Source organism: Streptomyces sp. NPDC094032, assembly GCF_040303965.1.
GTDB lineage: Bacteria > Actinomycetota > Actinomycetes > Streptomycetales > Streptomycetaceae > Streptomyces.
On sequence record NZ_JBEOUE010000006.1, the window covers coordinates 23,624 to 45,592 of the forward strand.

General features: G+C 73.9%; 19 protein-coding genes. 11 read left to right on the forward strand and 8 right to left on the reverse strand.

Annotated elements, in window-relative coordinates; all coding sequences use genetic code 11:
* Positions 1-245 precede the first annotated feature (245 nt).
* Positions 246-842 (forward strand): HEAT repeat domain-containing protein, encoded by a 597-nt coding sequence (locus ABTZ54_RS11185; RefSeq protein ID WP_351660042.1) that lies wholly within the window; start codon positions 246-248, stop codon positions 840-842.
* A 40-nt stretch (positions 843-882) separates the two neighbouring features.
* Here the strand turns inward: ABTZ54_RS11185 and ABTZ54_RS11190 are convergent, their stop codons facing one another.
* From ABTZ54_RS11190 to ABTZ54_RS11200, 3 genes are all read right to left on the reverse strand, one after another.
* Positions 883-1,299 (reverse strand): RidA family protein, encoded by a 417-nt coding sequence (locus ABTZ54_RS11190; RefSeq protein ID WP_351660045.1) that lies wholly within the window; start codon positions 1,297-1,299, stop codon positions 883-885.
* Between the two features lie 59 nt (positions 1,300-1,358).
* The gene (locus tag ABTZ54_RS11195; RefSeq protein ID WP_351660048.1) at positions 1,359-2,963 is read right to left on the reverse strand and encodes an alpha/beta hydrolase; all 1,605 of its coding nucleotides are present in this window, start codon (positions 2,961-2,963) and stop codon (positions 1,359-1,361) included.
* Between the two features lie 93 nt (positions 2,964-3,056).
* A complete protein-coding gene (locus ABTZ54_RS11200) occupies positions 3,057-4,106 on the reverse strand; it encodes an Rv2578c family radical SAM protein (RefSeq protein ID WP_351660050.1) in 1,050 nt (349 codons plus the stop codon).
* A 147-nt stretch (positions 4,107-4,253) separates the two neighbouring features.
* Here ABTZ54_RS11200 and ABTZ54_RS11205 point away from each other — a divergent pair, with 147 nt between their 5' ends.
* Both ABTZ54_RS11205 and ABTZ54_RS11210 read left to right on the forward strand, forming a co-directional pair.
* Entirely contained in the window at positions 4,254-4,697 is a 444-nt protein-coding gene (locus tag ABTZ54_RS11205) for an SRPBCC family protein (protein ID WP_351660052.1), read from the forward strand.
* 290 nt (positions 4,698-4,987) lie between these two features.
* A complete protein-coding gene (locus ABTZ54_RS11210) occupies positions 4,988-7,462 on the forward strand; it encodes an MFS transporter (RefSeq protein ID WP_502997239.1) in 2,475 nt (824 codons plus the stop codon).
* Between the two features lie 30 nt (positions 7,463-7,492).
* Here the strand turns inward: ABTZ54_RS11210 and ABTZ54_RS11215 are convergent, their stop codons facing one another.
* Positions 7,493-8,566 (reverse strand): hypothetical protein, encoded by a 1,074-nt coding sequence (locus tag ABTZ54_RS11215; RefSeq protein WP_502997227.1) that lies wholly within the window; start codon positions 8,564-8,566, stop codon positions 7,493-7,495.
* 182 nt (positions 8,567-8,748) lie between these two features.
* Here ABTZ54_RS11215 and ABTZ54_RS11220 point away from each other — a divergent pair, with 182 nt between their 5' ends.
* From ABTZ54_RS11220 to ABTZ54_RS11240, 5 genes are all read left to right on the forward strand, one after another.
* Positions 8,749-9,582 (forward strand): M55 family metallopeptidase, encoded by an 834-nt coding sequence (locus ABTZ54_RS11220; RefSeq protein ID WP_351660058.1) that lies wholly within the window; start codon positions 8,749-8,751, stop codon positions 9,580-9,582.
* A complete protein-coding gene (locus ABTZ54_RS11225) occupies positions 9,575-10,909 on the forward strand; it encodes a M20/M25/M40 family metallo-hydrolase (RefSeq protein WP_351660060.1) in 1,335 nt (444 codons plus the stop codon). Before ABTZ54_RS11220 ends, ABTZ54_RS11225 begins: the two co-directional genes overlap by 8 nt.
* 68 nt (positions 10,910-10,977) lie before the next feature.
* Complete coding sequence (locus tag ABTZ54_RS11230; protein WP_351660063.1) at positions 10,978-12,963, forward strand: S9 family peptidase; 1,986 nt, start codon at positions 10,978-10,980, stop codon at positions 12,961-12,963.
* 53 nt (positions 12,964-13,016) lie between these two features.
* The gene (locus tag ABTZ54_RS11235) at positions 13,017-13,943 is read left to right on the forward strand and encodes a S66 peptidase family protein (RefSeq protein ID WP_351660825.1); all 927 of its coding nucleotides are present in this window, start codon (positions 13,017-13,019) and stop codon (positions 13,941-13,943) included.
* A gap of 151 nt (positions 13,944-14,094) precedes the next feature.
* The gene (locus ABTZ54_RS11240) at positions 14,095-15,882 is read left to right on the forward strand and encodes a CocE/NonD family hydrolase (protein ID WP_502997228.1); all 1,788 of its coding nucleotides are present in this window, start codon (positions 14,095-14,097) and stop codon (positions 15,880-15,882) included.
* Positions 15,883-15,889: 7 nt separating this feature from the next.
* Here ABTZ54_RS11240 and ABTZ54_RS11245 read toward each other — a convergent pair whose 3' ends face one another.
* Both ABTZ54_RS11245 and ABTZ54_RS11250 read right to left on the reverse strand, forming a co-directional pair.
* Entirely contained in the window at positions 15,890-16,999 is a 1,110-nt protein-coding gene (locus ABTZ54_RS11245) for an adenosine deaminase (RefSeq protein ID WP_351660066.1), read from the reverse strand.
* 102 nt (positions 17,000-17,101) lie between these two features.
* Complete coding sequence (locus tag ABTZ54_RS11250; protein WP_351660069.1) at positions 17,102-17,851, reverse strand: GntR family transcriptional regulator; 750 nt, start codon at positions 17,849-17,851, stop codon at positions 17,102-17,104.
* A gap of 163 nt (positions 17,852-18,014) precedes the next feature.
* Here ABTZ54_RS11250 and ABTZ54_RS11255 point away from each other — a divergent pair, with 163 nt between their 5' ends.
* Together ABTZ54_RS11255 and ABTZ54_RS11260 are read left to right on the forward strand one after the other, a co-directional pair.
* Positions 18,015-18,260, forward strand: coding sequence for a LapA family protein (locus ABTZ54_RS11255; protein WP_351660072.1), 246 nt, complete (start codon positions 18,015-18,017; stop codon positions 18,258-18,260).
* On the forward strand, positions 18,257-18,622 hold the full coding sequence (locus ABTZ54_RS11260; RefSeq protein ID WP_351660075.1) for a hypothetical protein: 366 nt from the start codon (positions 18,257-18,259) through the stop codon (positions 18,620-18,622). The genes ABTZ54_RS11255 and ABTZ54_RS11260 overlap by 4 nt, the downstream gene beginning before the upstream one ends.
* 50 nt (positions 18,623-18,672) lie before the next feature.
* On the opposite strand, the gene ABTZ54_RS11265 is transcribed toward ABTZ54_RS11260, so the two are convergent.
* The gene (locus tag ABTZ54_RS11265) at positions 18,673-19,005 is read right to left on the reverse strand and encodes a DUF6204 family protein (protein WP_351660078.1); all 333 of its coding nucleotides are present in this window, start codon (positions 19,003-19,005) and stop codon (positions 18,673-18,675) included.
* A 131-nt stretch (positions 19,006-19,136) separates the two neighbouring features.
* Between ABTZ54_RS11265 and ABTZ54_RS11270 the strand changes: the two genes are divergently transcribed.
* Positions 19,137-21,080, forward strand: coding sequence for a DUF5107 domain-containing protein (locus ABTZ54_RS11270; RefSeq protein ID WP_351660081.1), 1,944 nt, complete (start codon positions 19,137-19,139; stop codon positions 21,078-21,080).
* Between the two features lie 13 nt (positions 21,081-21,093).
* Here ABTZ54_RS11270 and ABTZ54_RS11275 read toward each other — a convergent pair whose 3' ends face one another.
* The gene (locus ABTZ54_RS11275; RefSeq protein WP_351660084.1) at positions 21,094-21,927 is read right to left on the reverse strand and encodes a methyltransferase domain-containing protein; all 834 of its coding nucleotides are present in this window, start codon (positions 21,925-21,927) and stop codon (positions 21,094-21,096) included.
* Between the last annotated feature and the right edge of the window lie 42 nt (positions 21,928-21,969).

The following is a 21,969-nucleotide window of genomic DNA, read 5'->3' on the forward strand; positions in this document are numbered from 1 at the left end:
AGGCAGTGCGCGAAGAGGGGAGCGCGAGGCGCGGGAAAGCGCGCGAGAAAAGGGGCGACGAACTCTGTCCCGGAGTCACGTCGAAACTGCCGAACCGAAAGACCACGCACAACGGCTGCGTCACCAGGCCGTTGTGAAAGTGCGGGGGGTGACCCGCTCACCTGAGATTAACCGTCGGGTAACGAGCGCGCCAGCCCTCGGAAGTTGAGGAAAGTGTGATCTGGGTCGCGGATAGGCTGCGGCATATGAATGCCGCCGCGGACCCCGAATTCCGCTCGATGATCGATCGTTTGCGTGAGGAGATCGAGAATGCGGAAGGCGCCGTCCCCGCCGCGTTCGAGGAACTCGCCGGGCCGCTCGGGACGGAGGAACTGCACGAGGCCCTCACCGCCTCCGGACAGCCGCTGTGGGCCCGCGAGATCGCCGCCTTCCGGCTCGGTCTCGCCGGCGATCCGCGCGCCTTCGAGGCGCTGGTCCTCCTCCTCAACCACCGCGACCCCGAGCGCTGTGTCTCCGCCGCCCACGCCCTGACCCGGCTCGGCGACCCGCGCACCGCCCGGGCCGCCGCCGCGCTCGCCACCAACGAACTGCGCGTCGCCTACGCCCTGTCGCCGGTCCGGCTGCTGGCCGCGCTGCGCGCCCCGGAGAGCGTGCCCGCCCTCGTCGCGGTCCTGGAGCGGCGGCTGGCGTCCGGCGACCCGCACTGGCGGGTCGGCCTCGCGTGCGTGGAGGGGCTCGGCTCGCTCGGCGACGCCCGCGCGCGCGGCGTCCTGGAGGCGGCGCTGCCGCACCCGCGCCTCGGGGGAGCGGCCCGGCAGGCGCTGGGGCGGCTCGACGGATAGCGGGCTTTGAGGGGGCGCGGCGGGACCGCGCCCGGCGCCGTCAGGCCTTGTCCTCCGGCTCCGGTATCAGCGCGAACGCCTCGATCTCGATGAGCAGTTCGGGCCGCACCAGGGCGCTCACCTGCACCGCCGAGCTCGCCGGCAGCGGGGCCGCGCCGAAGGCGGCGTCTCGGGCGGACCGGACCGCGGGGAGGTGCGCCACGTCCGTCACGAAGTACGTCAGCTTCACGACGTCCTCGAAACCCGCGCCCGCCGAGGCCAGGCAGCGGCGCAGGTTGTCGAAGACCTGATGGGCCTGCGCCGCCGGGTCGCCGACGCCGACGACCGCGCCCGAGGCGTCGAGGGCGCACTGACCGGACACGGCCACGAACCGGCCGGTGCCCCAGACGACATGGCTGTACTGCGGGCTCGGGGCGAGGCCCTCGGGCGCGGACACATGGGTCAGATGCGTAGTCATGCGTCACATCGTGACGCACCCCACTGACAATGCCGGCAGTGCCCGCCCCCAGTGCCCGCTCAGTGCTCGCGGGCCAGCAGACCGTGCAGCGTGGTGCCCGCCGACGGGGCGCCCTCGCGGATCGCGCCGGCCTTCGCGGGCACGGGCTCCGGCAGCTTCTCGCAGACCGCGTCCGCCTCCGCGCCGTCCGTGCCGCGCGGCACCGTCCCGGTGGCGAGGTACGTGTCCAGGTGGGCGTCCAGGCAGTCGTTGCCGGCCAGGGTCACCCCGTGGTTTCCGCCGCCCTGCTCCACGACGAGGCTGGAGCCGCTCACCATCCGGTGCAGGGCGACCCCGCCCTCGTAGGGGGTGGCCGCGTCCTCGGTCGCCTGGAGGATCAGCACCGGGGGCAGCTTGTCGTTGGTGACGTCCGGCGGGGTGAGCGAGGCGACCGGCCAGAACGCGCAGGGCGCGTTGTACCAGGCGTTGTTCCAGGTCGAGAACGGCGCCTTGGTGTGCGCCTCCCAGTTGTCCTTGCGCCAGACGTTCCAGTCGCGCGGCCAGGAGGCGTCGCGGCACTGGACGCTCGTGTAGACCGAGTAGCCGTTGTCCGCCGCCGCGTCGGCGGCGCCCAGGGTCTCGTACGCCTTCACCAGGGGCGCGGGGTCGGCGTCGTTGACGTAGGCGGCGAACGCGGCCGCGAGCCGCGGCCAGTAGCCGTCGTAGTAGCCGCCCGGCAGGAAGGTGTCCTCCAGCTCGCCCGGGCCGACCTTGCCGCCGGCCGGCGCGGTGCGCAGCGCCTCGCGCATCCGGTACCAGGCCGCGTCGACCTCCGCCGGGTCGGTGCCGAGCCGGTAGGCCGCGTCGTTGCGGGCCACCCAGGCGGTGAAGTCCTTGTACCGGGCGTCGAAGGCGTAGTCCTGCGCCAGGTTGTCCTCGTACCAGACGCCGTGCGGGTTGACCACGGAGTCCAGCGCCATCCGCCGCACCCGCTCGGGGAACAGCCGGGCGTACACGGCGCCCAGATAGGTGCCGTAGGAGTAGCCGAGGTAGTTGACCTTGGGCGCGCCGAGCGCCGCGCGGATCGCGTCGAGGTCCCGGGCGGTGGAGACGGTGTCGATGTACGGCAGGACGTCGGCGTACCTGTCGCCGCAGGCCTTGGCGAAGGCCTGGGCCCGCTCGACGCCCGCCCGCTCCTCCTCGGCGCCGCGCGGGACGGAGTCCGGGCGGACGGGGGCGAAGTGGCCGGGCTCGCAGTCCAGGGCGGGCTCGCTCTTGCCCACCCCGCGCGGGTCGAAGCCGATGACGTCGTACTGCGCCGCCACCTCGGGCTTGAGCGAGGCGGCCACGTAGCCGGCCATCCCGCGCCCGCTGCCGCCCGGGCCGCCGGGGTTGACGAGCAGCGGCCCCTGGTAGCTCTTCGCGGTGTGCGCGACCCGGGTGAGGGCCAGTGTGATGGTCCGCCCGGTGGGGCGGTCGTGGTTCAGCGGCACCTTCAGGGTGGCGCACTGGAGCCTCGGGTACGCCTTGGTGGCGCAGCCGGTCCAGCGGAGCGGCGCGGTGGGGCGGGCGGCCGGTCCGGACCCGTCGGGTGTGGTGCCGGCGGAGGCGGACGCGGGCAGGACGGTGACCGTCCCGGCGACCAGCGCCCCAGCGGCGATCAGCGTTCCTGCGCGTGGTTTCATACGGCGTCCGTGCCCCGAACACGGTCCGGAAGGACCGCTTCCGGCCAGAGTTGACCCGATCAGAGGACGTTCCGGGGTTTCGGGTACGGCGATTCAGAGCAGGGTGAGCTGTTCGGCCGCCGCCGGGGGAGCGTGGTGGTCGGGCACCGGTATACGGCGCGGCGCGCCCCGGTGCGCGGGCCCGATGCCGAACTCCGCTGCCAGCTCGTGCACCTGACGGGTGATCCGGCGCTGGTACCAGGTCGGCGCGTAGGCCCCGGTCCCGTACAGCCGCTCGTAACGCCCCACCAGTTCCGGGTGGTGGTGGCGCAGCCAGCCGAAGAACCACTCGCGGGCGCCGGGCCGCAGGTGCAGCACGAGCGGGGTGACGGAGGCGGCGCCGGCCTCGGCGATGGCGCGGACCGTGGCGCGCAGCTGCTCGGGCCGGTCGCCCAGGAAGGGCACGACCGGGGCCATCAGGACCCCGCAGTCGACGCCGTGCCCGGCGAAGGCGCGGACGACGTCGAGGCGCCGCTCGGGGGAGGGGGTGCCGGGCTCGATGGTGCGCCACAGCTCACGGTCGGTGAAGCCGACGGAGACGGACACGCCGACCTCCGTCACCTCGGCGGCCTGCCGGATGAGCGCCTGGTCGCGCAGGATCAGCGTCCCCTTGGTGAGGATCGAGAACGGGTTGGCCCGGTCCCGCAGCGCCTCGATGATGGCGGGCATCAAGCGGTACCGGCCTTCCGCGCGCTGGTAGCAGTCCACGTTGGTGCCCATCGCGATGTGCGCCCCCTGCCAGCTCCGGGAGGAGAGCCGGGCGCGCAGCAGCTCCGGGGCGTTGACCTTCACCACGATCTGGGAGTCGAAGTCGATCCCGGTGTCGAGGTCCAGATAGGCGTGCGTCCTGCGGGCGAAGCAGTACACACAGGCGTGCGTACAGCCCCGGTACGGGTTGACCGTCCATTCGAACGGCATCCGGGAGGCGCCGGGCACGCGGTTGACGATCGACCGGGCCCTCACCTCGTGGAAGGTGATGTCGCGGAACTCGGGAGTGTCGAACGTGCGGGTGGTGACCGCGGCCGTGCCGAACAGGGCGATGTCGGCGGGTGCGGCGGGCGTGGCGGCGGTGGCAGGGGTGTCGGCCAGACGGTCCCATCGCATGGCGCCTCCTCGGGGGCGGGGGTGGAACCAGAATAGAACACATGTTCCCTTGATCGTCGCAACCCCGATTTCGCGCCCCGGCGCACAGATGGTTGGCTTGGGCTGCATTTTCGAGAACCACCGAGAGAACCAAGCTGGAGGACTCCCATGGCGCAGGTCGAGGCCACGACGGAGCGGATCATCGCCGCCGGCCCGGAGGACGTGTTCGACGCCCTGGCCGACTACAGCGGCACCCGCGCGAAGCTGCTCCCCGAGCACTTCAGCGAGTACGAGGTGCGCGAGGGCGGCGACGGCCAGGGCACCCTCGTCCACTGGAAGCTCCAGGCCACCAGCAAGCGGGTCCGCGACTGCCTCCTGGAGGTCGCCGAGCCCACCGAAGGGCAGCTCGTCGAGAAGGACCGCAACTCCTCCATGGTCACCACCTGGACCGTCACCCCGGCCGGCGAGGGCAGCGCGAAGGTCGTCGTCAGCACCGTGTGGAACGGCGCCGGCGGCATCGGCGGCTTCTTCGAGCGGACCTTCGCCCCCAAGGGCCTCGGCCGCATCTACGACGCCGTGCTCGCCAAGCTGGCCGCCGAGGTCGAGAAGTAGTCCACGGAAGTAGCCTCGGGAAACGGTCGGAGAAGTAACGCCCCGGTCCGTCACCGATTCGAGTGGTTTCCCCGCGACCCCCACAAGAGCGCCCGGCGCGCCCAGGGGTCGCGGGGAGCTCCGTAAACGCCCTGATGAGCGCCCCAAGTGCGCCGCCTCCGAGGGGTGTTCGGGACCCGGTGTCCCACCCTCCTCCCGTACCGCCCGACTTGCTCCCGCTTCGCGCCCAATGCGAAGAATGGCGCGCGCAGACGCCGTGACGAGGGGAGCAGCACGTGGGTGCGATCACGCTGGCGAAGCACGCCCGAAGGACCGAAGCCGCCGGGGCCGCCCAGGAGCAGGAGGACGGTGAAACGGTCCCGCTCCTCGCGGACGGCCCGCCCACCGGCCAGACACCGCCGCAGGGACCCGGGTCCGGACCGGCGCCCGGACCGGCGCCGGACCTCGACCCGCGACGGATCCGGCTCGTCTTCTGCGGACTCATGCTCGCGCTGCTGCTCGCCGCGCTGGAGCAGATGATCGTCGCCACCGCCCTGCCGAAGATCGTCGGCGAGCTCCACGGCCTGGACCGGATGTCCTGGGCGATCACCGCCTACCTGCTCACCGCCACCATCGGACTGCCCGTCTACGGCAAGCTGGGCGATCTCCTCGGCCGCAAGGGCGTCTTCCTCTTCGCCATCGTCGTCTTCGTGATCGGCTCAGGACTGGCCGGGCTGTCGCGCAGCATGGACCAGCTCATCGCCTTCCGCGCCCTCCAGGGCGCCGGGGCGGGCGGGCTGATGATCGGCGTCCAGGCGATCATCGCCGACATCGTGCCCGCCCGGGAGCGCGGCCGCTACATGGGCCTCATCGGCGCCGCGTTCGGACTCGCCTCCGTCGCGGGACCCCTGCTCGGCGGCTTCTTCACCGACCATGTCTCCTGGCGCTGGTGCTTCTACTTCAACGTGCCCTTCGGGCTCGTCACCCTCGCGGTCGTCGCCGTCGTCCTCAAGCTGCCCAAGCCCGCCGCCCGCGCCCGCTTCGACGTCCTCGGCGCCCTGCTGCTCGCCGCCGCCTCCACCTGCCTGGTCCTGCTGACCAGCTGGGGCGGCACCCGCTACGCCTGGGACTCCCGGGCCGTCATCGGACTCGGCTGCGGCGCCGTCGCGGCCGCCGCCCTCTTCCTGGTCGTCGAACGCTTCGCCCCCGAACCGCTCATCCCCCTGCGCCTGTTCCGCGACTCCGTCTTCACCGTCACCAGCCTCGTCGGCATGGTCGTCGGCATCGCGCTCTTCGGCGCCGCCAGCTATCTGCCCACCTTCCTCCAGATGGTCGAGGGCGCCAGCGCCACCGAGTCCGGCCTGCTGATGCTCCCCCTGATGGGCGGCATCGTCGCCGCCTCCATCGTCTCCGGCCAGCTCATCAGCCGCACCGGCCGCTACAAGATCTACCCCGTGCTCGGCGTCGCCGTCGCCGCCGTCGGCATGTGGCTGCTGTCCCGCATGGACACCGACACCCCGCGCCTCCAGCACAGCCTCTGGCAGGCCGTCCTCGGCGTCGGCATCGGCCTGGTCATGCCGGTCCTCGTGCTCGCCGTGCAGAACTCCGTGCGCCCCGCCGACCTCGGCACCGCCACCAGCGCCCACACCTACTTCCGGCAGATCGGCGGCAGCGTCGGCGCCGCCGTCTTCGGCACCCTCTTCGCCTCGCGCCTCGACGACGCCCTCGCCGACCGGCTCCCCAAGGACGGCGCCGCCGCGCTGCCGCCCGCCGACTCGATCACCCCGCAGGTCGTCCACGCCCTGCCGCCCGCCCTGCGCGACGCCTTCGTCCAGGCGTACGCCGACGCGATGCCCCGGATCTTCCTCTACCTCGTGCCGGTCCTCGTGCTCGGCCTCGCCCTCGCCTTCTTCCTCAAGGAGAAACCGCTGGTGTCCCACCACACCCCCGCCACCGAGGCCCCCGCCCCCACCGCCGTCCCGCACGCCCGGCCCGGCGTCCCCACCGGCGCCCCCGCGCCGCTGCCCGCCGGCGTACCCGTCTGCGGCACGGTCCAGCACCACGACGGCAGCTGCGTGCCCCGCGCCGCCCTCACCCTCATCGACGTCCAGGGCCGCCAGATCGGCCGCGGCGCGAGCGGCGACGACGGACGGTACGCCCTGAGCGTGTCCGGCCCCGGCGCGTACGTCCTGATCGCGGCCGCCGGCGGGCACCAGCCGCAGGCCGTCTCCGTCACCGTCGGGGAGCGCCCGGTCGAGCTCGACGTCGTCCTCGGCGGCGCCGGGCGGCTCGCCGGCACCGTCGTGACCGCCGACGGCACCCCCGTACGGGACGCGGCCGTCACCCTCACCGACGTCCGCGGCGAGGTCGTCGCCTCCACCCGCAGCGGACGCGAGGGCGGTTACGTCATGGGGGAGCTGGTCGCCGGCGAGTACACCCTGGCCGCCAGCGCCCCCGCCTTCCGGCCCGCCGCCCTCCCGGTGAGCGTGCAGGCGTCCAGGGAGACCCGCCAGGACATCGAGCTCGCGGGCGGCGCCGTGCTGCGCGGCACGGTGCGAGCGGGCGGCGGGCGGCCCGTCGAGGACGCCCGGGTGACCCTGCTCGACGCCGCGGGCAACGTCGTCGACACCCTCACCACCGGGCCCGACGGGACCTTCCGCTTCGTCGACCTGTCCTCCGGCGAGTACACGGTCATCGCCGCCGGATACCCGCCGGTCGCCACCGTCCTCCAGGTCGCGGGCGGCGGGCGCACCGAGCGCGACCTCCAGCTCGGGCACGAGGACTGAGCGGACGGCCCCGTAAGGGTCCCGTACGGGTCAGGAGGCGGTGGTCGCCTTGCGGATCGCGCTGATGCAGGCGCCGATCGCCTCCTGGAGCGCCTCAAGGCGCTGGAGCATGTCCTCCTCGACGACGTCCTCCTCCAGGACCTCGTCCAGGGTGAGCTCCTCGAAGACCTTCGTCGCCTTCTGCAGGCTGTTGTAGAACTTCGTGCGGCGCTCCTGCACCCGCAGCGCCGGGTCCGCCTCCACGGCCTGGGCGACCAGCGACTTCACCGTGTCGTAGGCCTCGCCGGCCCACTCGCCGGCCTCCTCCGACTCGTCGAGCTCGTCGATGAGCGACAGATGCCGCTCGGCCTCCGCCCGCAGCTCCGCCGGGGCGTCCACGGTCTGCCCCGCGGGCGTCCTGATCTGCCCGCCCTCGGCGATCTGCCGGACGTAGTCGATCCGGTCGGCCGCCTTCGCCTCCTGCGCCACCGCCTTCTTCAGGTCGCCGGTGCGGGCGATGGCCCGGGCCATCTCGGTCTGGAGCGCCGGGTCCTCCTTCATCCGGTCGAGCAGCGCGCCACGCGCCGCCTCGGCCGTGCCCGGGTCGGCGAGGATGGCCGCACGCAGCGCGGTCGGGTTCTCCGCCACCTCCAGCGCCTTGGTCGGCTTGATGCCCTCGGCCTCGGCCGCCGCCGTGATCGCGTGGCCGCGCACCGAGGTCGCGCTGGAGCGGGAGGAGTAGTACGAGAGCCAGACGTCGGCCTCGGGCAGCTCGACGTCCTCGCCGGGGGTCAGGGCCTCGAACTGCGGCACCACGCCGTCGTCCGCGGCCATGTCCCAGGCCTTGTAGTACCGCATGACGCGCTCGGGGGAGCAGCCGGCGAGCTCGGCGAAGGCCTTCGCCGACACCTTCTCCGTACCCTCGGCGGACTGGCCGCCCGGCCGCACGCTCCGCGCCACCTTGAGCGCGAACGCCCAGCCGCCCGTCCTCGCGTACACGCCGAAGTCGCGGGCGTCCCGCACGACGGCCTCGGCGACGGCCTCAGCGGCGGGTTCGACCCACTCGCCGGTATCGAGGACGACGGGGGACACGGGGGTCTCGGACGGAGCGACAGAGGTGGTCACCGAGGGATCTCCTGGGGTCTTCGGGGCAAGAAAACTGCGCCAGTCAGCCTATACGTACGAGATGAAAGGATTCGCCCGAATCGCCGTCGCGATCAGGCCTGCGAAACCGCCACTGGTCCACGCCTCCGACACTTTTCCACAGGGGTGGTGGGGCCTGCGGGTCGGCGCGTACGGTGCCAGGCATGAAGATCCTGATCAGCGCCGACATGGAAGGCGCCACCGGTGTGACCTGGCCCGCCGACGTGCTGCCCGGCACCCCCCAGTGGGAGCGGTGCCGGTCCCTGTTCACCTCGGACGTGAACGCGGCGGTGCTCGGCTTCTTCGAGGGCGGCGCCGACGAGGTGCTGATCAACGAGGCGCACTGGACCATGCGCAATCTCCTCCTTGAGCGGCTCGACGAGCGGGCCGAGATGCTCACCGGGCGCCACAAGTCGCTCTCCATGATCGAGGGCGTCCAGCACGGGGACGTCGACGGCATCGCCTTCGTCGGCTATCACACGGGCGCGGGCGCCGAGGGCGTCCTCGCCCACACCTACCTGGCCAACTCGATCACCGGTGTCTGGCTCAACGGGGTGCGCGCCAGCGAGGGCCTGCTCAACGCGCATGTGGTCGCCGAGTACGGGGTCCCCGTCGTCCTCGTCACCGGCGACGACCTGACCTGCGAGGACGCCCTGGGCTACGCGCCGGAGGCGCACAAGGTCGCCGTCAAGGACTACGTCTCGCGGTACGCGGCGGTGTGCCGCACCCCCACCAGGACGGCCGCCGACATCCGCGCGGCGGCGAAGGCCGCGGCCTCGCTCGCCGTGCGGCACGAGCCGGTCGTCGGCGGGCCGTTCACGGTGGAGCTGGAGTTCGACGCGGAGCATCTGGCCGCCGCCGCGACGGTGGTCCCCGGCGCCGAGCGGAGTGGCGAACGCAAGGCGGCCTACACCAGCGAGACGATGTACGAGGCGATTCGCACGTTCAAGGCGGTCACGACCATCGTCTCCGCCGCGGTGGAGGAGCAGTATGGCTGAGGAGGTCCGGGGCCCGGACGCGACGGCACTCGACGAGGTGGTCACCTTCACCTCCGAGCTGATCAGGATCGACACCACCAACCGGGGCGGCGGCGACTGCCGCGAGCGGCCCGCCGCCGAGTACGTCGCGGAGCGGCTCGCCGACACCGGCCTCGACCCGGTCCTGCTTGAGCGGACCCCGGGCCGCACCAACGTCGTCGCGCGCATCCCCGGCACCGATCCGACCGCCGAGGCCCTCCTCGTCCACGGGCACCTGGACGTCGTCCCGGCCGAGGCCGCCGACTGGACCGTGCACCCCTTCTCCGGCGAGGTCCGCGACGGCGTCGTGTGGGGGCGCGGCGCCGTCGACATGAAGAACATGGACGCGATGGTGCTCGCCGTCGTCCGCTCCTGGGCCCGGGAGGGCTTCCGGCCGCGCCGGGACATCGTTCTCGCCTACACCGCCGACGAGGAGGCCAGCGCCGAGGACGGCTCCGGCTTCCTCGCCGACCGGCACCCCGGCCTCTTCGAGGGCTGCACGGAGGGCATCAGCGAGTCGGGCGCCTTCAGCTTCCACCCGGACCCCGGGACGACCCTCTACCCGATCGCCGCGGGCGAGCGCGGCACCGCATGGATCAAGCTCACCGCCCACGGCCGGGCCGGCCACGGATCCAAGGTCAACACGGCCAACGCGGTCACCCGCCTCGCCGAGGCCGTCGCCCGCGTCGGCGCCCACACCTGGCCCGTCCGGCTCACCCCGACCGTACGGGCCGCACTCACCGCGCTGGCCGCGCTGTACGGCATCGAGGTCGACGTCGACGCCCCCGACTTCGACACCGACCTGCTCCTGGAGAAGCTGGGCCCGGCCGCCGCCCTGGTCGCACCCACCGTCCGCAACAGCGCCAACCCCACGATGCTGGAAGCGGGCTACAAGGTGAACGTGATCCCGGGCCAGGCCGTGGCCTACGTCGACGGGCGGATGCTGCCGGGCGGCGAGGAGGAGTTCATCGCGACCATGGACCTGCTCACCGGCCCGGACGTCGCCTGGGAGTTCCACCACCGCGAGGTGCCGCTCCAGGCCCCGGTCGACTCGCCGACCTTCGCCAAGCTGCGCGCCGCCGTCGAGCACGTCGACCCGGCCGGACACGTCATCCCCTTCTCCATGTCGGGCGGCACCGACGCCAAGCAGTTCTCCCGCCTCGGCATCACCGGCTACGGCTTCTCGCCGCTGAAGCTGCCCCCGGAGCTCGACTACGGGGCGCTCTTCCACGGCGTCGACGAACGCGTCCCCGTCGACGCGCTCCACTTCGGCGTCCGCGTCCTGGACCGCTATCTGCGGTCCGCCTGACCACCCGCGGCAGCCGCCGCGACCCGACGAACCGACCGCTCACACGTTCCGCTCAGGGGGGGATCGAGATGGTAACCACGGCCGCCTACGGCAGCTGGCCGTCACCCATCGGCGCCGCGCTCGCCGCCGCACACGACGGGCGCCCCGACCATGTCGGAGTGCTCGGCGACGAGGTGTGGTGGACCGCGCCGCGCCCCACCGAGGGAGGCCGCCGCGCCCTCGTGCGGCGCCGCCCCGACGGCACCGAGCAGACCGTCCTGCCCGCCCCGTGGAACGTGCGCACCCGGGTCATCGAGTACGGCGGACAGCCCTGGGCCGGCACCCTGCGGCCCGACGGTTCACCGCTCCTCGTCTTCAGCCACTTCCCCGACCAGCGGCTGTACGCGTACGAGCCCGACGCCGGACCCGGCGCCGAGCCCCGGCCGCTCACCCCCCTCTCGGCGACCGGCGGCGGGCTGCGCTGGGCCGACCCCGTCGTCCACGCCGACCGGGGCGAGGTCTGGTGCGTCCTGGAGGAGTTCACCGGGCCCGCGCCGACCGATGTGCGCCGGGTGATCGCCGCCGTGCCGCTGGACGGCTCCGCCGCCGGGGACCGCGGCCGGATCCGCGAACTCTCCGACGGGCGGCACCGGTTCGTCACGTCACCACGGCTCTCGCCGGACGGCCGGCAGGTCGCCTGGATCGGCTGGGACCACCCCCGGATGCCCTGGGACGGCACCGAGGTCCAGCTCGCCCGGGTCGCCGAGGACGGCACCTTCCAGGAGGCCCGCACCGTCGCGGGCGGCCCCGAGGAGTCCGTGCCGCAGGTCGGCTGGACCGCCGACGGGCGACTGCTCCACCTCAGCGACCGCACTGGCTGGTGGAACCTCTACCGCACCGGCGAGGACGGCGTGCCCGTCGCGCTCTGCCCCCGCCCCGAGGAGTTCGGCGGACCGCTCTGGACGCTGGGCCAGAGCTGGTTCGCGCCCCTGGAGAACGGGCTGATCGCCGTCGTCCACGGCAAGGGCGCCACCACGCTCGGCATACTCGACCCCGACAGCGGCGAGCTCGTCGACACGGCCGGCCCCTGGACCGCGTGGTCCGCCACCCTCGCCGTCCACGGCACCCGGGTCGTCGGCGTCGCCGCCGGTCCCCGCAGCGGCGCCGAGCTCGTGGAGCTGGACACCCGCACCGGCCGGGCGCGCGTCATCGGCGCCCCGCACACCGACCCGGTCGACCCCGCGTACTACCCCGAGCCCCTGATCCGCACCTTCACCGGACCCGACGGCCGGGACATCCACGCCCATGTCTACCCGCCGCACAGCCCCGACCTGACCGCCCCCGGCGCGGAGCTCCCGCCCTACGTGGTGTGGGCGCACGGCGGCCCCACCGGACACGCCCCGCTCGTCCTCGACCTGGAGATCGCCTACTTCACCTCCCGGGGCATCGGCGTCGCCGAGGTCAACTACGGCGGCTCCACCGGCTACGGCCGGGAGTACCGGGACCGGCTGCGCGAACAGTGGGGCGTGGTCGACGTGGAGGACTGCGCCGCCGTCGCCCGCGCGCTCGCCGACGAGGGCACGGCCGACCCGGACCGCCTCGCGATCCGCGGCGGCAGCGCGGGCGGCTGGACCACCGCCGCCTCCCTCGCGCTCAGCGACGTCTACGCCTGCGGCACGATCATCTACCCGGTCCTGGACCTGACCGGCTGGGCCGCCGACGAGACCCACGACTTCGAGTCGCAGTACCTGCACTCGCTGATCGGCCCGCTCGACGAGGTGCCCGCCCGCTACCGGGAGCGCTCCCCGCTGGAGCACGTCGAGCGGATCACCGCGCCCTTCCTGCTGCTCCAGGGGCTCGACGACGTCATCTGCCCGCCCGCGCAGGCCGAGCGCTTCCTCGGCCGGATGGCCGGCCGGGGCGTCCCGCACGCCTACCTCTCCTTCGAGGGGGAGGGGCACGGCTTCCGCAGGGCCGACACGATGATCCGCGCCCTTGAGGCCGAACTCGCGCTCTACGCCGGGACCTTCGGCTTCGACCGGACGGACGTGACCCCCATGGAGTTCCGGAAGTGACCGCCACGGCCAGGCCGGCGCACACCGCCCCGACCCCGACCGGGCCCGGCCCCGTGCCCGCGCTCACCCGGCCGCCCCGGCTGCGGCCCGGCGACCGGGTGGCGGTCGTCGCGCCCAGCGGGCCCATCCCGGAGGACCGCCTCCGGGCCGGCCTCGACATCCTCCGCGGCTGGGACCTCGACCCGGTCGTGGCCCCGCACGTCCTCGACACCCACCCCGGACTCGGCTACCTCGCGGGGGCGGACGCGGCCCGCGCCCGCGACCTCACCGAGGCCTGGTGCGACCCGGACGTCACCGCCGTGTTCTGCGCCCGCGGCGGCTACGGGGCCCAGCGGATGGCCGACCTCGCCGACTGGACGGCGATGCGGGCCGCGGCCCCCAAGGTCCTCGTCGGCTACAGCGACGTCACCGCCCTCCACGAGGCCTTCGCCACCCGCCTCGGCCTCGCCACCCTGCACGGCCCCATGGTCGCGGCCGCCGCCTTCCTCCAGGACCCGCGCACCCGCGAGTCCCTGCGGGCCACCCTCTTCGAGCCCGAGTCGGTGCGCACGATCGCCACGGCGACGGCCGGGGCCCTCGTGCCGGGGCGGGCCCGAGGGGTCACCCTCGGAGGCTGTGTCAGCCTGCTCGCGGCGGAGCTCGGCACCCCGCACGCCCGGCCCTCCGCCCGCGGCGGGCTGCTGCTCCTGGAGGACGTGGGGGAGGAGCCGTACCGGCTGGACCGGATCCTCACCCAACTGCTGCGCTCCGGCTGGCTGGACGGGGTCGCCGGGATCGGCCTCGGCTCCTGGGAGGAGTGCGGTCCCTACGAGGAGGTGCGCGCGGTGCTCGCCGACCGGCTCGGCGGGCTCGGGGTCCCGGTCGTCGAGCGGATGGGCTTCGGGCACGACGCGAGCGCGCCGACCGTGCCGTTCGGGGTCCCGGGGGTGCTGGACGCCGAGTCGGGGACGCTCACGCTGGAGGTGCCGGCCCTGCGGTGACCGGCGCGCGGGGCGCGCGGCCCTTCACTGAATCTCCGTCAACAAGCCGGGACGGGCGCGTTGACGGGCCCGTGACGCCTGTCACACGATGGGCGCGGAACGGTGCCCACCGGAAGGCGGGCACCTCGTGCGCCCTCGGTGTGGAGGCCCCGTGTCCGATGCCCCGACCCACTCCCGGTCCCGTGCCCACTCCCGTACCCTGCTCGCGCTGACCGCCGTGGCCGCGCTGGCCGCGCCCCTCGTGCTCGCCGCCCCCGCCCGGGGCGCCGAGACCGGCCCGTACACCGTCACCTCGCTGAGCTTCACCGTCGAGGCGGGCGGGCGCCGTTGCGCCGTGGACGCCGACCTCTACCGGCCCGACGGCGTGGACGCCGCCCATCCCGCCCCGGCCGTGCTCGCCACCAACGGCTTCGGCGGCAGCAAGAGCGACGGCACCACCGACGCCATCGGCAGGGCCGTCGCCTCCCGCGGCTATGTCGCCCTCGTGTACTCCGGCCTCGGCTTCGGCCGGACCGGCTGCCTGATCTCCCTCGACGACCCGCGCGTGGACGGCAGGGCCGCCGCCGGGCTCGTCGACTTCCTGGCCGGCACCCGCGCCGCCGACGACGGCACCCGCGCCGACTTCGTGACCCAGGACGGCGCGGGCGACCCGCGCGTCGGCATGATCGGTGGCTCCTACGGCGGCGCCGTGCAGCTCGCCGCCGCCTCCGTCGACCCCCGGCTCGACGCGCTCGTCCCCCTCATCACCTGGCACGACCTCGCCTACTCCCTCGCGCCCAACGGCGCCGACCGCGCCACCCCCGGCGTCTTCAAATGGCAGTGGGCCAACGGCTTCTACCTGATGGGCGAGGGCCAGCCGCTGCTCGTGCCCTCGCTCGACCCCAGCCGGATCAACTCCCTGAGCTGCCTGCACTTCGTCACCGACGCCTGCGACACGGTCCGGCTGCTCAACTCCGGCGCCTACCCGGAGGGCGAGACGAAGAAGGTGCTCGACTTCGCCCGCAGCGTCTCCCCGGTCTCGTACCTCGACAAGGTCGAGGCCCCCACCCTGATCGTCCAGGGCCAGTCCGACAGTCTGTTCACCCTCAACGAGGCCCGGGCGACCTACGAGCGGCTGGCGCGCCGGGGCGTCGAGACCAGGATGATCTGGCAGTCCTGGGGCCACAGCGGAGGCCAGAAGCCCGGCGAACTCGACCTGGGCCAGGGGGATCTGGAGTCCAGCTACGTCGGCCGCCGGATCCTCGGCTGGTTCGACCGCCATCTGCGCGGCGACCGTACCGCCGACACCGGCCCCGCGTTCGCCTACTACCGCGACTGGGAGAGCGGCTACGGCACCGCGGCCGCCGTGCCCGCGCTCAGCCAGAAGCTGTACCTCTCCGGCGACGGAAAGCTGGTCGAGGCCCGCGCCAAGGTGGCCCGAGGCTCCCGCTCGTACCTCAACTGGCCACTGCCGACCAGTCACTCCGAGTCCTCGCTCGCCGGCCTGATCGGACTGCCCGACCCCGCCCCGTACGACCTCACGGGCACCTACCTCGGCTGGCGCAGCGCCCCGCTCACCGCCCCCGTCGACCTCGTCGGGGCGCCGCGCGCCACGCTGCGGGTCGACTCGCCGTGGACCGAGCGGGTCCAGGACTCCGGGGACGCCGCCGACAAGCTGGTCCTCTTCGCCAAGCTGTACGACGTCGCCCCCGACGGCACCAGGACTCTGGTCAACCGGCTCGTGGCCCCGGTCCGCGTCCCGGACGTCACCCGGCCCTTCACGGTCGAACTCCCCGGCATCGTGCACCGCTACGCGACCGGCCACCGGCTGGAGTTCGTGATCGCGGCGAGCGACACGGCGTACTTCGGCAACCGGGGCATCAAGCCCGTGACCGTCTCCAGCGCCCCCGAGGAGACGGGGACGCTGGAGCTGCCCCTGGTGCGGGGGCGGGTCGACTAGCGGCCGACTAGCGCGCCGCGAGGGCCGCGTACCCCGGGCGGACCAGCTCGTCGATCATGCGGCGGCGCTCCGGCAGCGGCAGGAACGCGGCCTCCAGGGCGGCGACCGTGAACTCCTCGAAGACCTCCGGGCCGTAGCCGAAGGCGTCCGCCATGTGCTGGAACTCCTCGCTCATGGTGGTGCCGGAGACCAGCCGGTTGTCCGTGTTCAGGGTGATCCGGAAGCCCAGGCGGCGCAGCTCGTCGATCGGGTGCGAGGCGTAGTCCTTCGCGGCGCCGGTCTGGAGGTTGGAGGTCGGGCAGACCTCCAGGGCGATGGCGTTGTCCCGCACGTACGCGGCGAGCCGGCCCAGCGTGCCGTCCTCGGCGATGTCGTCGGTGATCCGCACACCGTGGCCGATCCGCTCGCTGCCGCAGATCTGCACGGCCTCGTGGATGGACTCCGCGCCGACGGCCTCGCCCGCGTGGATCGTGAAGTGGCAGTTCTCGCGCTTCAGGTGCTGGAAGGCGGGCAGGTGGCGGGCCGGCGGGTTGCCGATCTCGCCGCCGGCGATGTCGAAGCCCGCCACGCCCCTGTCCCGGTGGGCGACGGTGAGCTCCGCGATCTCCAGCGAACGGTCGGTGTGCCGCATGCCGGTGAGCAGGGTGCGGACGGTGATCCGGCCGCCGGAGCGGCGCTCGCCCTCGCGGAAGCCCTCGTTCACCGCCTCGACCACCTCGTCGAGGGTCAGCCCGCCCTCCAGGTGCTGCTCGGGGGCGTAGCGGATCTCGGCGTAGACGACACCGTCCGCGGCCAGGTCCTCGGCGCACTCGGCCGCGATCCGCTCCAGGGCCTCGCGGGTCTGCATCACCGCGCAGGTGTGGGCGAAGGTCTCCAGGTACCGCTCCAGGGAACCGGAGTCGGCGGCGTCGCGGAACCACACGGCGAGCTCCGCCGGGTCCTCGGTGGGCAGCGCGGTGTAGCCGCAGGACCGGGCCAGTTCGACGATCGTGGCCGGGCGCAGACCGCCGTCGAGGTGGTCGTGCAGGACGGCCTTCGGGGCCTCGCGGATCCAGTCGGCGACGGTGGCGGCGGAGGCCGGGACGGTGGGGGCGGCAGGGTTGTCAGACAAGTGCATGGCCGGGAAGTGTACGCGACCGTGGCCGGGCCGGGATGTGATCCCGGTGACACATCCCGGTGACACCGCTCAATCCGAGCTCCGTCCGAGCTCCGTCCGGGCTCAGTCCGACTGGAGGACCGGCAGCGCGGGGGCGCCCGTCGGCAGCATGTGCTTGGCCGCCAGGACCGGGGTCTCGCCCACCCGTACGACCTGGGTGACGAGCACCGCCGGGGTGTCCGCCGAGCGCCCGAGCTGCTCGCCCCTGCGGCGCCCGAGCAGGGTCGCGGTCACGGCGCTGTGCCCCGCGAGCTGCACCCCGCGCGAGGCCCCGGCGAGGACGGCCAGCATCGAGACCCGGTCCGGCGCGGGCGCCGCGCGCAGGGCCTCGGCGAAGGCCGGGTGGGTCCCTTCGAGGACCTCGTCGGCCGCCGCCCACTCGTGGCTCAGCGCCGCCGGACCCGCCTCGCCGGTGAGCACGGACTCCCAGAACCGCAGCTCGGCCCCGGCCGCGGCGAGCAGGTGCTGGGTGGTGAAGTCGGTGGGCTCCTCCGTGGAGCGCAGCAGGCCGCGGACCCGCAGCTGTACGGCCCCGCCGAGCAGCTCCTCCAGCGGCTGGAGGTGCTCGAAGCCGCGCCGGGGCGGGTGCGCGTTGACCGTCCGGCCGACCCCCCGCCGTACGGTGAGCAGCCCGTCCTCCTGGAGCAGCAGCAGCGCCTCGCGCAGGGCCGGGCGGCTCACGCCGAGCTCGCCCGCCAGCTTGGGTTCGGAGGGGAGCGTCGAGCCCGGGGGATAGGTGCCCTCGTGGATGGCGTCCGCGATCCGTTCGTAGAGCGCGACGACCGGTCGCCGCTGCTGTCCGCCGGCTGCCACGGATCCTCCTCGTGCTCGTGCCCGCGGGTCCGCCCGCGGCCGTGCTCTTACCGTAGCCGCCCCACGTTGTCTGACAAGTCACTCGGACGGGCGTGTTCACTACCGCCACGGGGTGCGAATCGGCCCATCCTGGTGGGACGGACGACGGAGGAGAGGGCCGGCGATGAGTTCCAAGGAGACGTCGAGCACGGGCCACGCGGCCCGTGCCGGAGGAGTCTTCACCCCCGGCCGGATCGCCATCGCGGTGGTTCTGGTCCTGTTGCTGGTCTTCATCTTCGAGAACACCCGGCAGGTACGGATCCGGCTGCTGATCCCCGAGGTCTCCATGCCGCTCTACCTGGCGCTGCTGGCCACCACGGTGCTCGGCGCGGTCTGCGGCTATTACGCGGCCGCCCGGAGGCGCAAGTGAGGCGCGCGGCGGTCGTGGGCGCCGGGGCGGTGCTCGCGCTCGCCGCGATGGCCGTCAGCTCGGCGGAGGCGGCGGCGGAGGCCGAGGCGACGGCGGACGCGGCCGGCGCGGGCGGGCAGCCCATGCCGGACTTCCTGGGCAAGGGGCTGTGGCGGGTCTTCACCTCGCTGGACCCGCGCACCCGGCTCGACGTCCACGACGTGGCGGGCGGCGACCGGCGGGTGCTCTGGCCGCCGAACTGGCGCGTCTGCACGCAGCACCCCGCGCCGGGGGTCGAGCGGCGCGCGCGGGGGCGGGTGGTGGTGGGCGTGGTGAAGAAGGGCGAGGTCTGCCCGGCCCGGGTGACGGCGGCCCGGCGCTGACGCCGCCGTGCGCGGCCCCGGCATGCCCTGCGGCCCGGCCCGCCGGGCGGTCAGCGCTTGTAGTTGATCTTCATCGTGTCCATGTCGGTGACCTTGGACTTCAGGTCGCGGAAGCCGTGCCCCAGCTCCCTCAGGGCGCTCTCCACCCGGTCCTCGGCGAGGGCTCCCGCCATCTCGTCGCCGTCCGCCGCGTCGGAGACCACGATCAGGCGGTACGAGAAGTGCTTCAGGTTCCGGTCGTAGGCCAGCGAGCCCTCCTCGGTGAAGCGCATCGCCGACATGCCGTGCTCCTCGACCTCCGCGAGCAGCCGCTCGCGGCTCCCGTCGCTCAGCCCGTCGAACGTACCGCGCACGATCACCCGGTAGGTGTGCTGCGTGCCCATGCCCTGCCTCCTCGGTGGAACAACCGCAAAACATCCACCCTACGGCGACGGGTGTACGCCGCAACGGAATTTCCGGCGCCCCGCGCGGGGTGTTGTCCACCCTCTGGCCAGCGGTGGTTCCGGCGTGTTCCATGGGCGTCATGACGACCGTACGACGTGCCGTACACACCCTGCCCGCGGCCCCGTTGGGCCCGGACAACCCCCTCCCGGCGCTGCACCTCCTCGACGGGGCCGGCGCCCCCGCGGTCGACGAGCGGGCCACGCTGCCGCGCGACATGGCCCGGCAGCTCGGACACGCGCCGCTGCGCACCCTGCTGCCCGCCCCCGTCCGGGACGGCTACGGGCGCGAGCGGGCCCCGCTGGCCCTCGACACGATCGTGATCGAGAACGAACGGCTGCGGGTCACCGTGCTGCCCGGCCTCGGCGGCCGGGTCCACTCCCTGTTCGACAAGACGGCCGACCGCGAACTCCTCTACCGCAACCCGGTGTTCCAGCCCGCGGCCTTCGCCCTCAACGGGGCCTGGTTCTCCGGCGGCATCGAGTGGAACATCGGCGCCCGCGGCCACACCACCCTCTCCTGCGCCCCGCTGCACGCGGCGGTCGTCCCCGCGCCCGACGGCGGCGAGATGCTCCGGCTCTGGGAGTGGGAGCCGCTGCGCGACCTGCCCTTCCAGGTCGACCTGTGGCTGCCGGCCGGGTCCGCGCACCTGCGGGTCGGGGTCCGGATCCGCAACCCGCACGAGCGGGCCGTCCCCACGTACTGGTGGTCCAACACGGCCGTCCCCGAGGACCGCAGGATCCTCGCCCCCGCCGACCGGGCCTGGCAGTACGGCTACGAGCGTGCCCTGCGCCGGGTGCCGGTGCCCGTCACGGCGGACGGCGTCGACCGTACGTACCCCCTGCGGAGCACCCACGCCGCCGACTACTTCTACGAGGTGCCGGACGGGCGGCGCCGCTGGATCGCCGCGCTCGACGAGAGCGGCGCGGGGCTCGTGCAGACCTCCACGGACGTGCTGTGCGGGCGGAAGCTGTTCCTGTGGGGCTCGGGGCGCGGCGGGCGCCGCTGGCAGGAGTGGCTGACCGAGCCCGGCACCCCCGGCTACGCCGAGATCCAGGCCGGGCTCGCCCGCACCCAGCTGGAGCACCCCACCCTGGAGCCCGGGGAGGAGGTCTCCTGGATGGAGGTGTACGGCCCGCTGGCCGCGGCGCCCGACGCGGTCCACGGGCCGGACTGGGCCGAGGCGACCGGGAGCGTCGAGGAGGCGCTCGGGCGGGTGCTGCCCCGGGACGAGGTGGACGCGGCGTACGCGCTGTGGCGGGAGCGGGGCGCCGACGCGGAGCCGGGTGCGCCGCTGGCCGTCGGCTCGGGGTGGGGAGCGCTCGAAGTGCTGCGCGGGGGGTACGAGTTGCCCGGCACCCCGTTCGCCGAGGAGCTGCTCGGCGAGGAGCAGCGGCCGTGGACGCATCTGCTGCGGACGGGCGCTCTGCCCGACATGCCGGCCCTGGGGCGCACGCTGGTGTCGGACGCCTGGCGGGACATGCTGGAGACCGCCCCGGCCGATCCGGCCACCGAGTACCACCTGGGTGTCGCCCAGTGGGCCGCCGGAGACCTCGCCCAGGCGGTACGGAGCTGGGAGCGCGGTCTGAAGAACGCGTCCGAGCGCTGGCCGCTGCTCTACTGCCTGGCCGTCGCCGACCGGGAGTGCGGCCACCCGCGCCGGGCGGCCGAGCGGCACGCGGAGGCCTTCGAGGAGCAGTACGGGGGCGATCCGCTGGTCACGGCGGCCCTCGGGCGCGAGACGGTGACGGTGCTCCTGGAGACGGGCGACACCGCGCACGCCCGCGCCGTCCTGGAGCGGCTGCCCGCCGAGGTACGGGCCCGGGGCGCGTTCCGCTTCCTGGAGGCGCGGCTGCTGCTCGCCGAGGGACGGAGGGCCGAGGCCCGCGCCGTGTTCGACGCGGGCTTCGAGGTGGCGGACCTGCGGGAGGGGGCGGAGGTCCTGGGGGAGGTGTGGTCCCGCCTCACGGACGAACCACTGCCGGACGCCTACGAGTTCAGGATGCGCCCGAGCTGAGCGCGGGCGGTGCTCAGACGCGGCACAGGATCTCGCCGTGCGGCACCATGAACCAGGCGTCCTCCGTGGCACCCCAGGCGCGCCAGGCCCCGGCGATCGTGTCCAGCTCCTCCTGGGTCGCGTGGCCGCCGTCGACGGCCAGCCGGGCGTAGCTCGACTGCGTGGTGCGGTCCGCCCACAGGCCGCTCCACCAGGCCCGCTCGTCGGGCTGGGCGAAACACCAGGTGGCGGCGGTGGTGGTGATCTCGGTGAAGCCCGCCCGGCGGGCCCAGGAGAACAGCCGCCGCCCCGCGTCGGGCTCACCGCCGTTGGCGCGGGCCACCTTCCGGTACAGCTCGGACCAGCGGTCCAGACCCGGTTGCTCGGGGAACCAGGTGAACGCCCCGTAGTCGCTGTCCCGGGCGGCCACCACACCGCCCGGCCGGCACACCCGCCGCATCTCCCGCAGCGCCTGGACCGGGTCGCCCACATGCTGCAGCACCTGATGGGCGTGGACGATGTCGAAGGAGTCGTCGGGAAATTCCAGAGCATGGACATCGGCGACCGCGAACTCCACGTTCTCCACCCCCCGTTCGCCCGCCACCGCACGCGCCTTCTCCAGCACGTCCTCGGCCGCGTCCACCGCGGTGACCCGCCCCGGCGCGACCCGCGCCGCCAGATCGGCGGTGATCGTCCCCGGCCCGCACCCGACGTCCAGGATCTCCAGCCCGGCCCGCAGCTCAGGGATCAGATAGGCGGCGGAGTTCTCCACGGTCCGCCAACTGTGCGACCGCAGCACCGACTCGTGGTGCCCATGGGTGTAGACGGCGGTCTCGCGCGGCGCGTTCTGCTCGTCGGCATGCGTCATGGCCGGACTCCCTCGTGTGAGTTGGTACGACGACGGTACGCC

Bases quoted from the DNA above. Each gene is read 5' to 3' on its own strand.
- ABTZ54_RS11230 (WP_351660063.1), top strand. From the start codon at position 10,978: ATGGTAACCACGGCCGCCTACGGCAGCTGGCCGTCACCCATCGGCGCC.
- ABTZ54_RS11275 (WP_351660084.1), bottom strand. From the start codon at position 21,927: ATGACGCATGCCGACGAGCAGAACGCGCCGCGCGAGACCGCCGTCTAC.
- ABTZ54_RS11270 (WP_351660081.1), top strand. From the start codon at position 19,137: ATGGGCGTCATGACGACCGTACGACGTGCCGTACACACCCTGCCCGCG.
- ABTZ54_RS11245 (WP_351660066.1), bottom strand. From the start codon at position 16,999: ATGCACTTGTCTGACAACCCTGCCGCCCCCACCGTCCCGGCCTCCGCC.
- ABTZ54_RS11255 (WP_351660072.1), top strand. From the start codon at position 18,015: ATGAGTTCCAAGGAGACGTCGAGCACGGGCCACGCGGCCCGTGCCGGA.
- ABTZ54_RS11265 (WP_351660078.1), bottom strand. From the start codon at position 19,005: ATGGGCACGCAGCACACCTACCGGGTGATCGTGCGCGGTACGTTCGAC.
- ABTZ54_RS11220 (WP_351660058.1), top strand. From the start codon at position 8,749: ATGAAGATCCTGATCAGCGCCGACATGGAAGGCGCCACCGGTGTGACC.
- ABTZ54_RS11205 (WP_351660052.1), top strand. From the start codon at position 4,254: ATGGCGCAGGTCGAGGCCACGACGGAGCGGATCATCGCCGCCGGCCCG.
- ABTZ54_RS11185 (WP_351660042.1), top strand. From the start codon at position 246: ATGAATGCCGCCGCGGACCCCGAATTCCGCTCGATGATCGATCGTTTG.
- ABTZ54_RS11190 (WP_351660045.1), bottom strand. From the start codon at position 1,299: ATGACTACGCATCTGACCCATGTGTCCGCGCCCGAGGGCCTCGCCCCG.
- ABTZ54_RS11195 (WP_351660048.1), bottom strand. From the start codon at position 2,963: ATGAAACCACGCGCAGGAACGCTGATCGCCGCTGGGGCGCTGGTCGCC.
- ABTZ54_RS11200 (WP_351660050.1), bottom strand. From the start codon at position 4,106: ATGCGATGGGACCGTCTGGCCGACACCCCTGCCACCGCCGCCACGCCC.
- ABTZ54_RS11225 (WP_351660060.1), top strand. From the start codon at position 9,575: ATGGCTGAGGAGGTCCGGGGCCCGGACGCGACGGCACTCGACGAGGTG.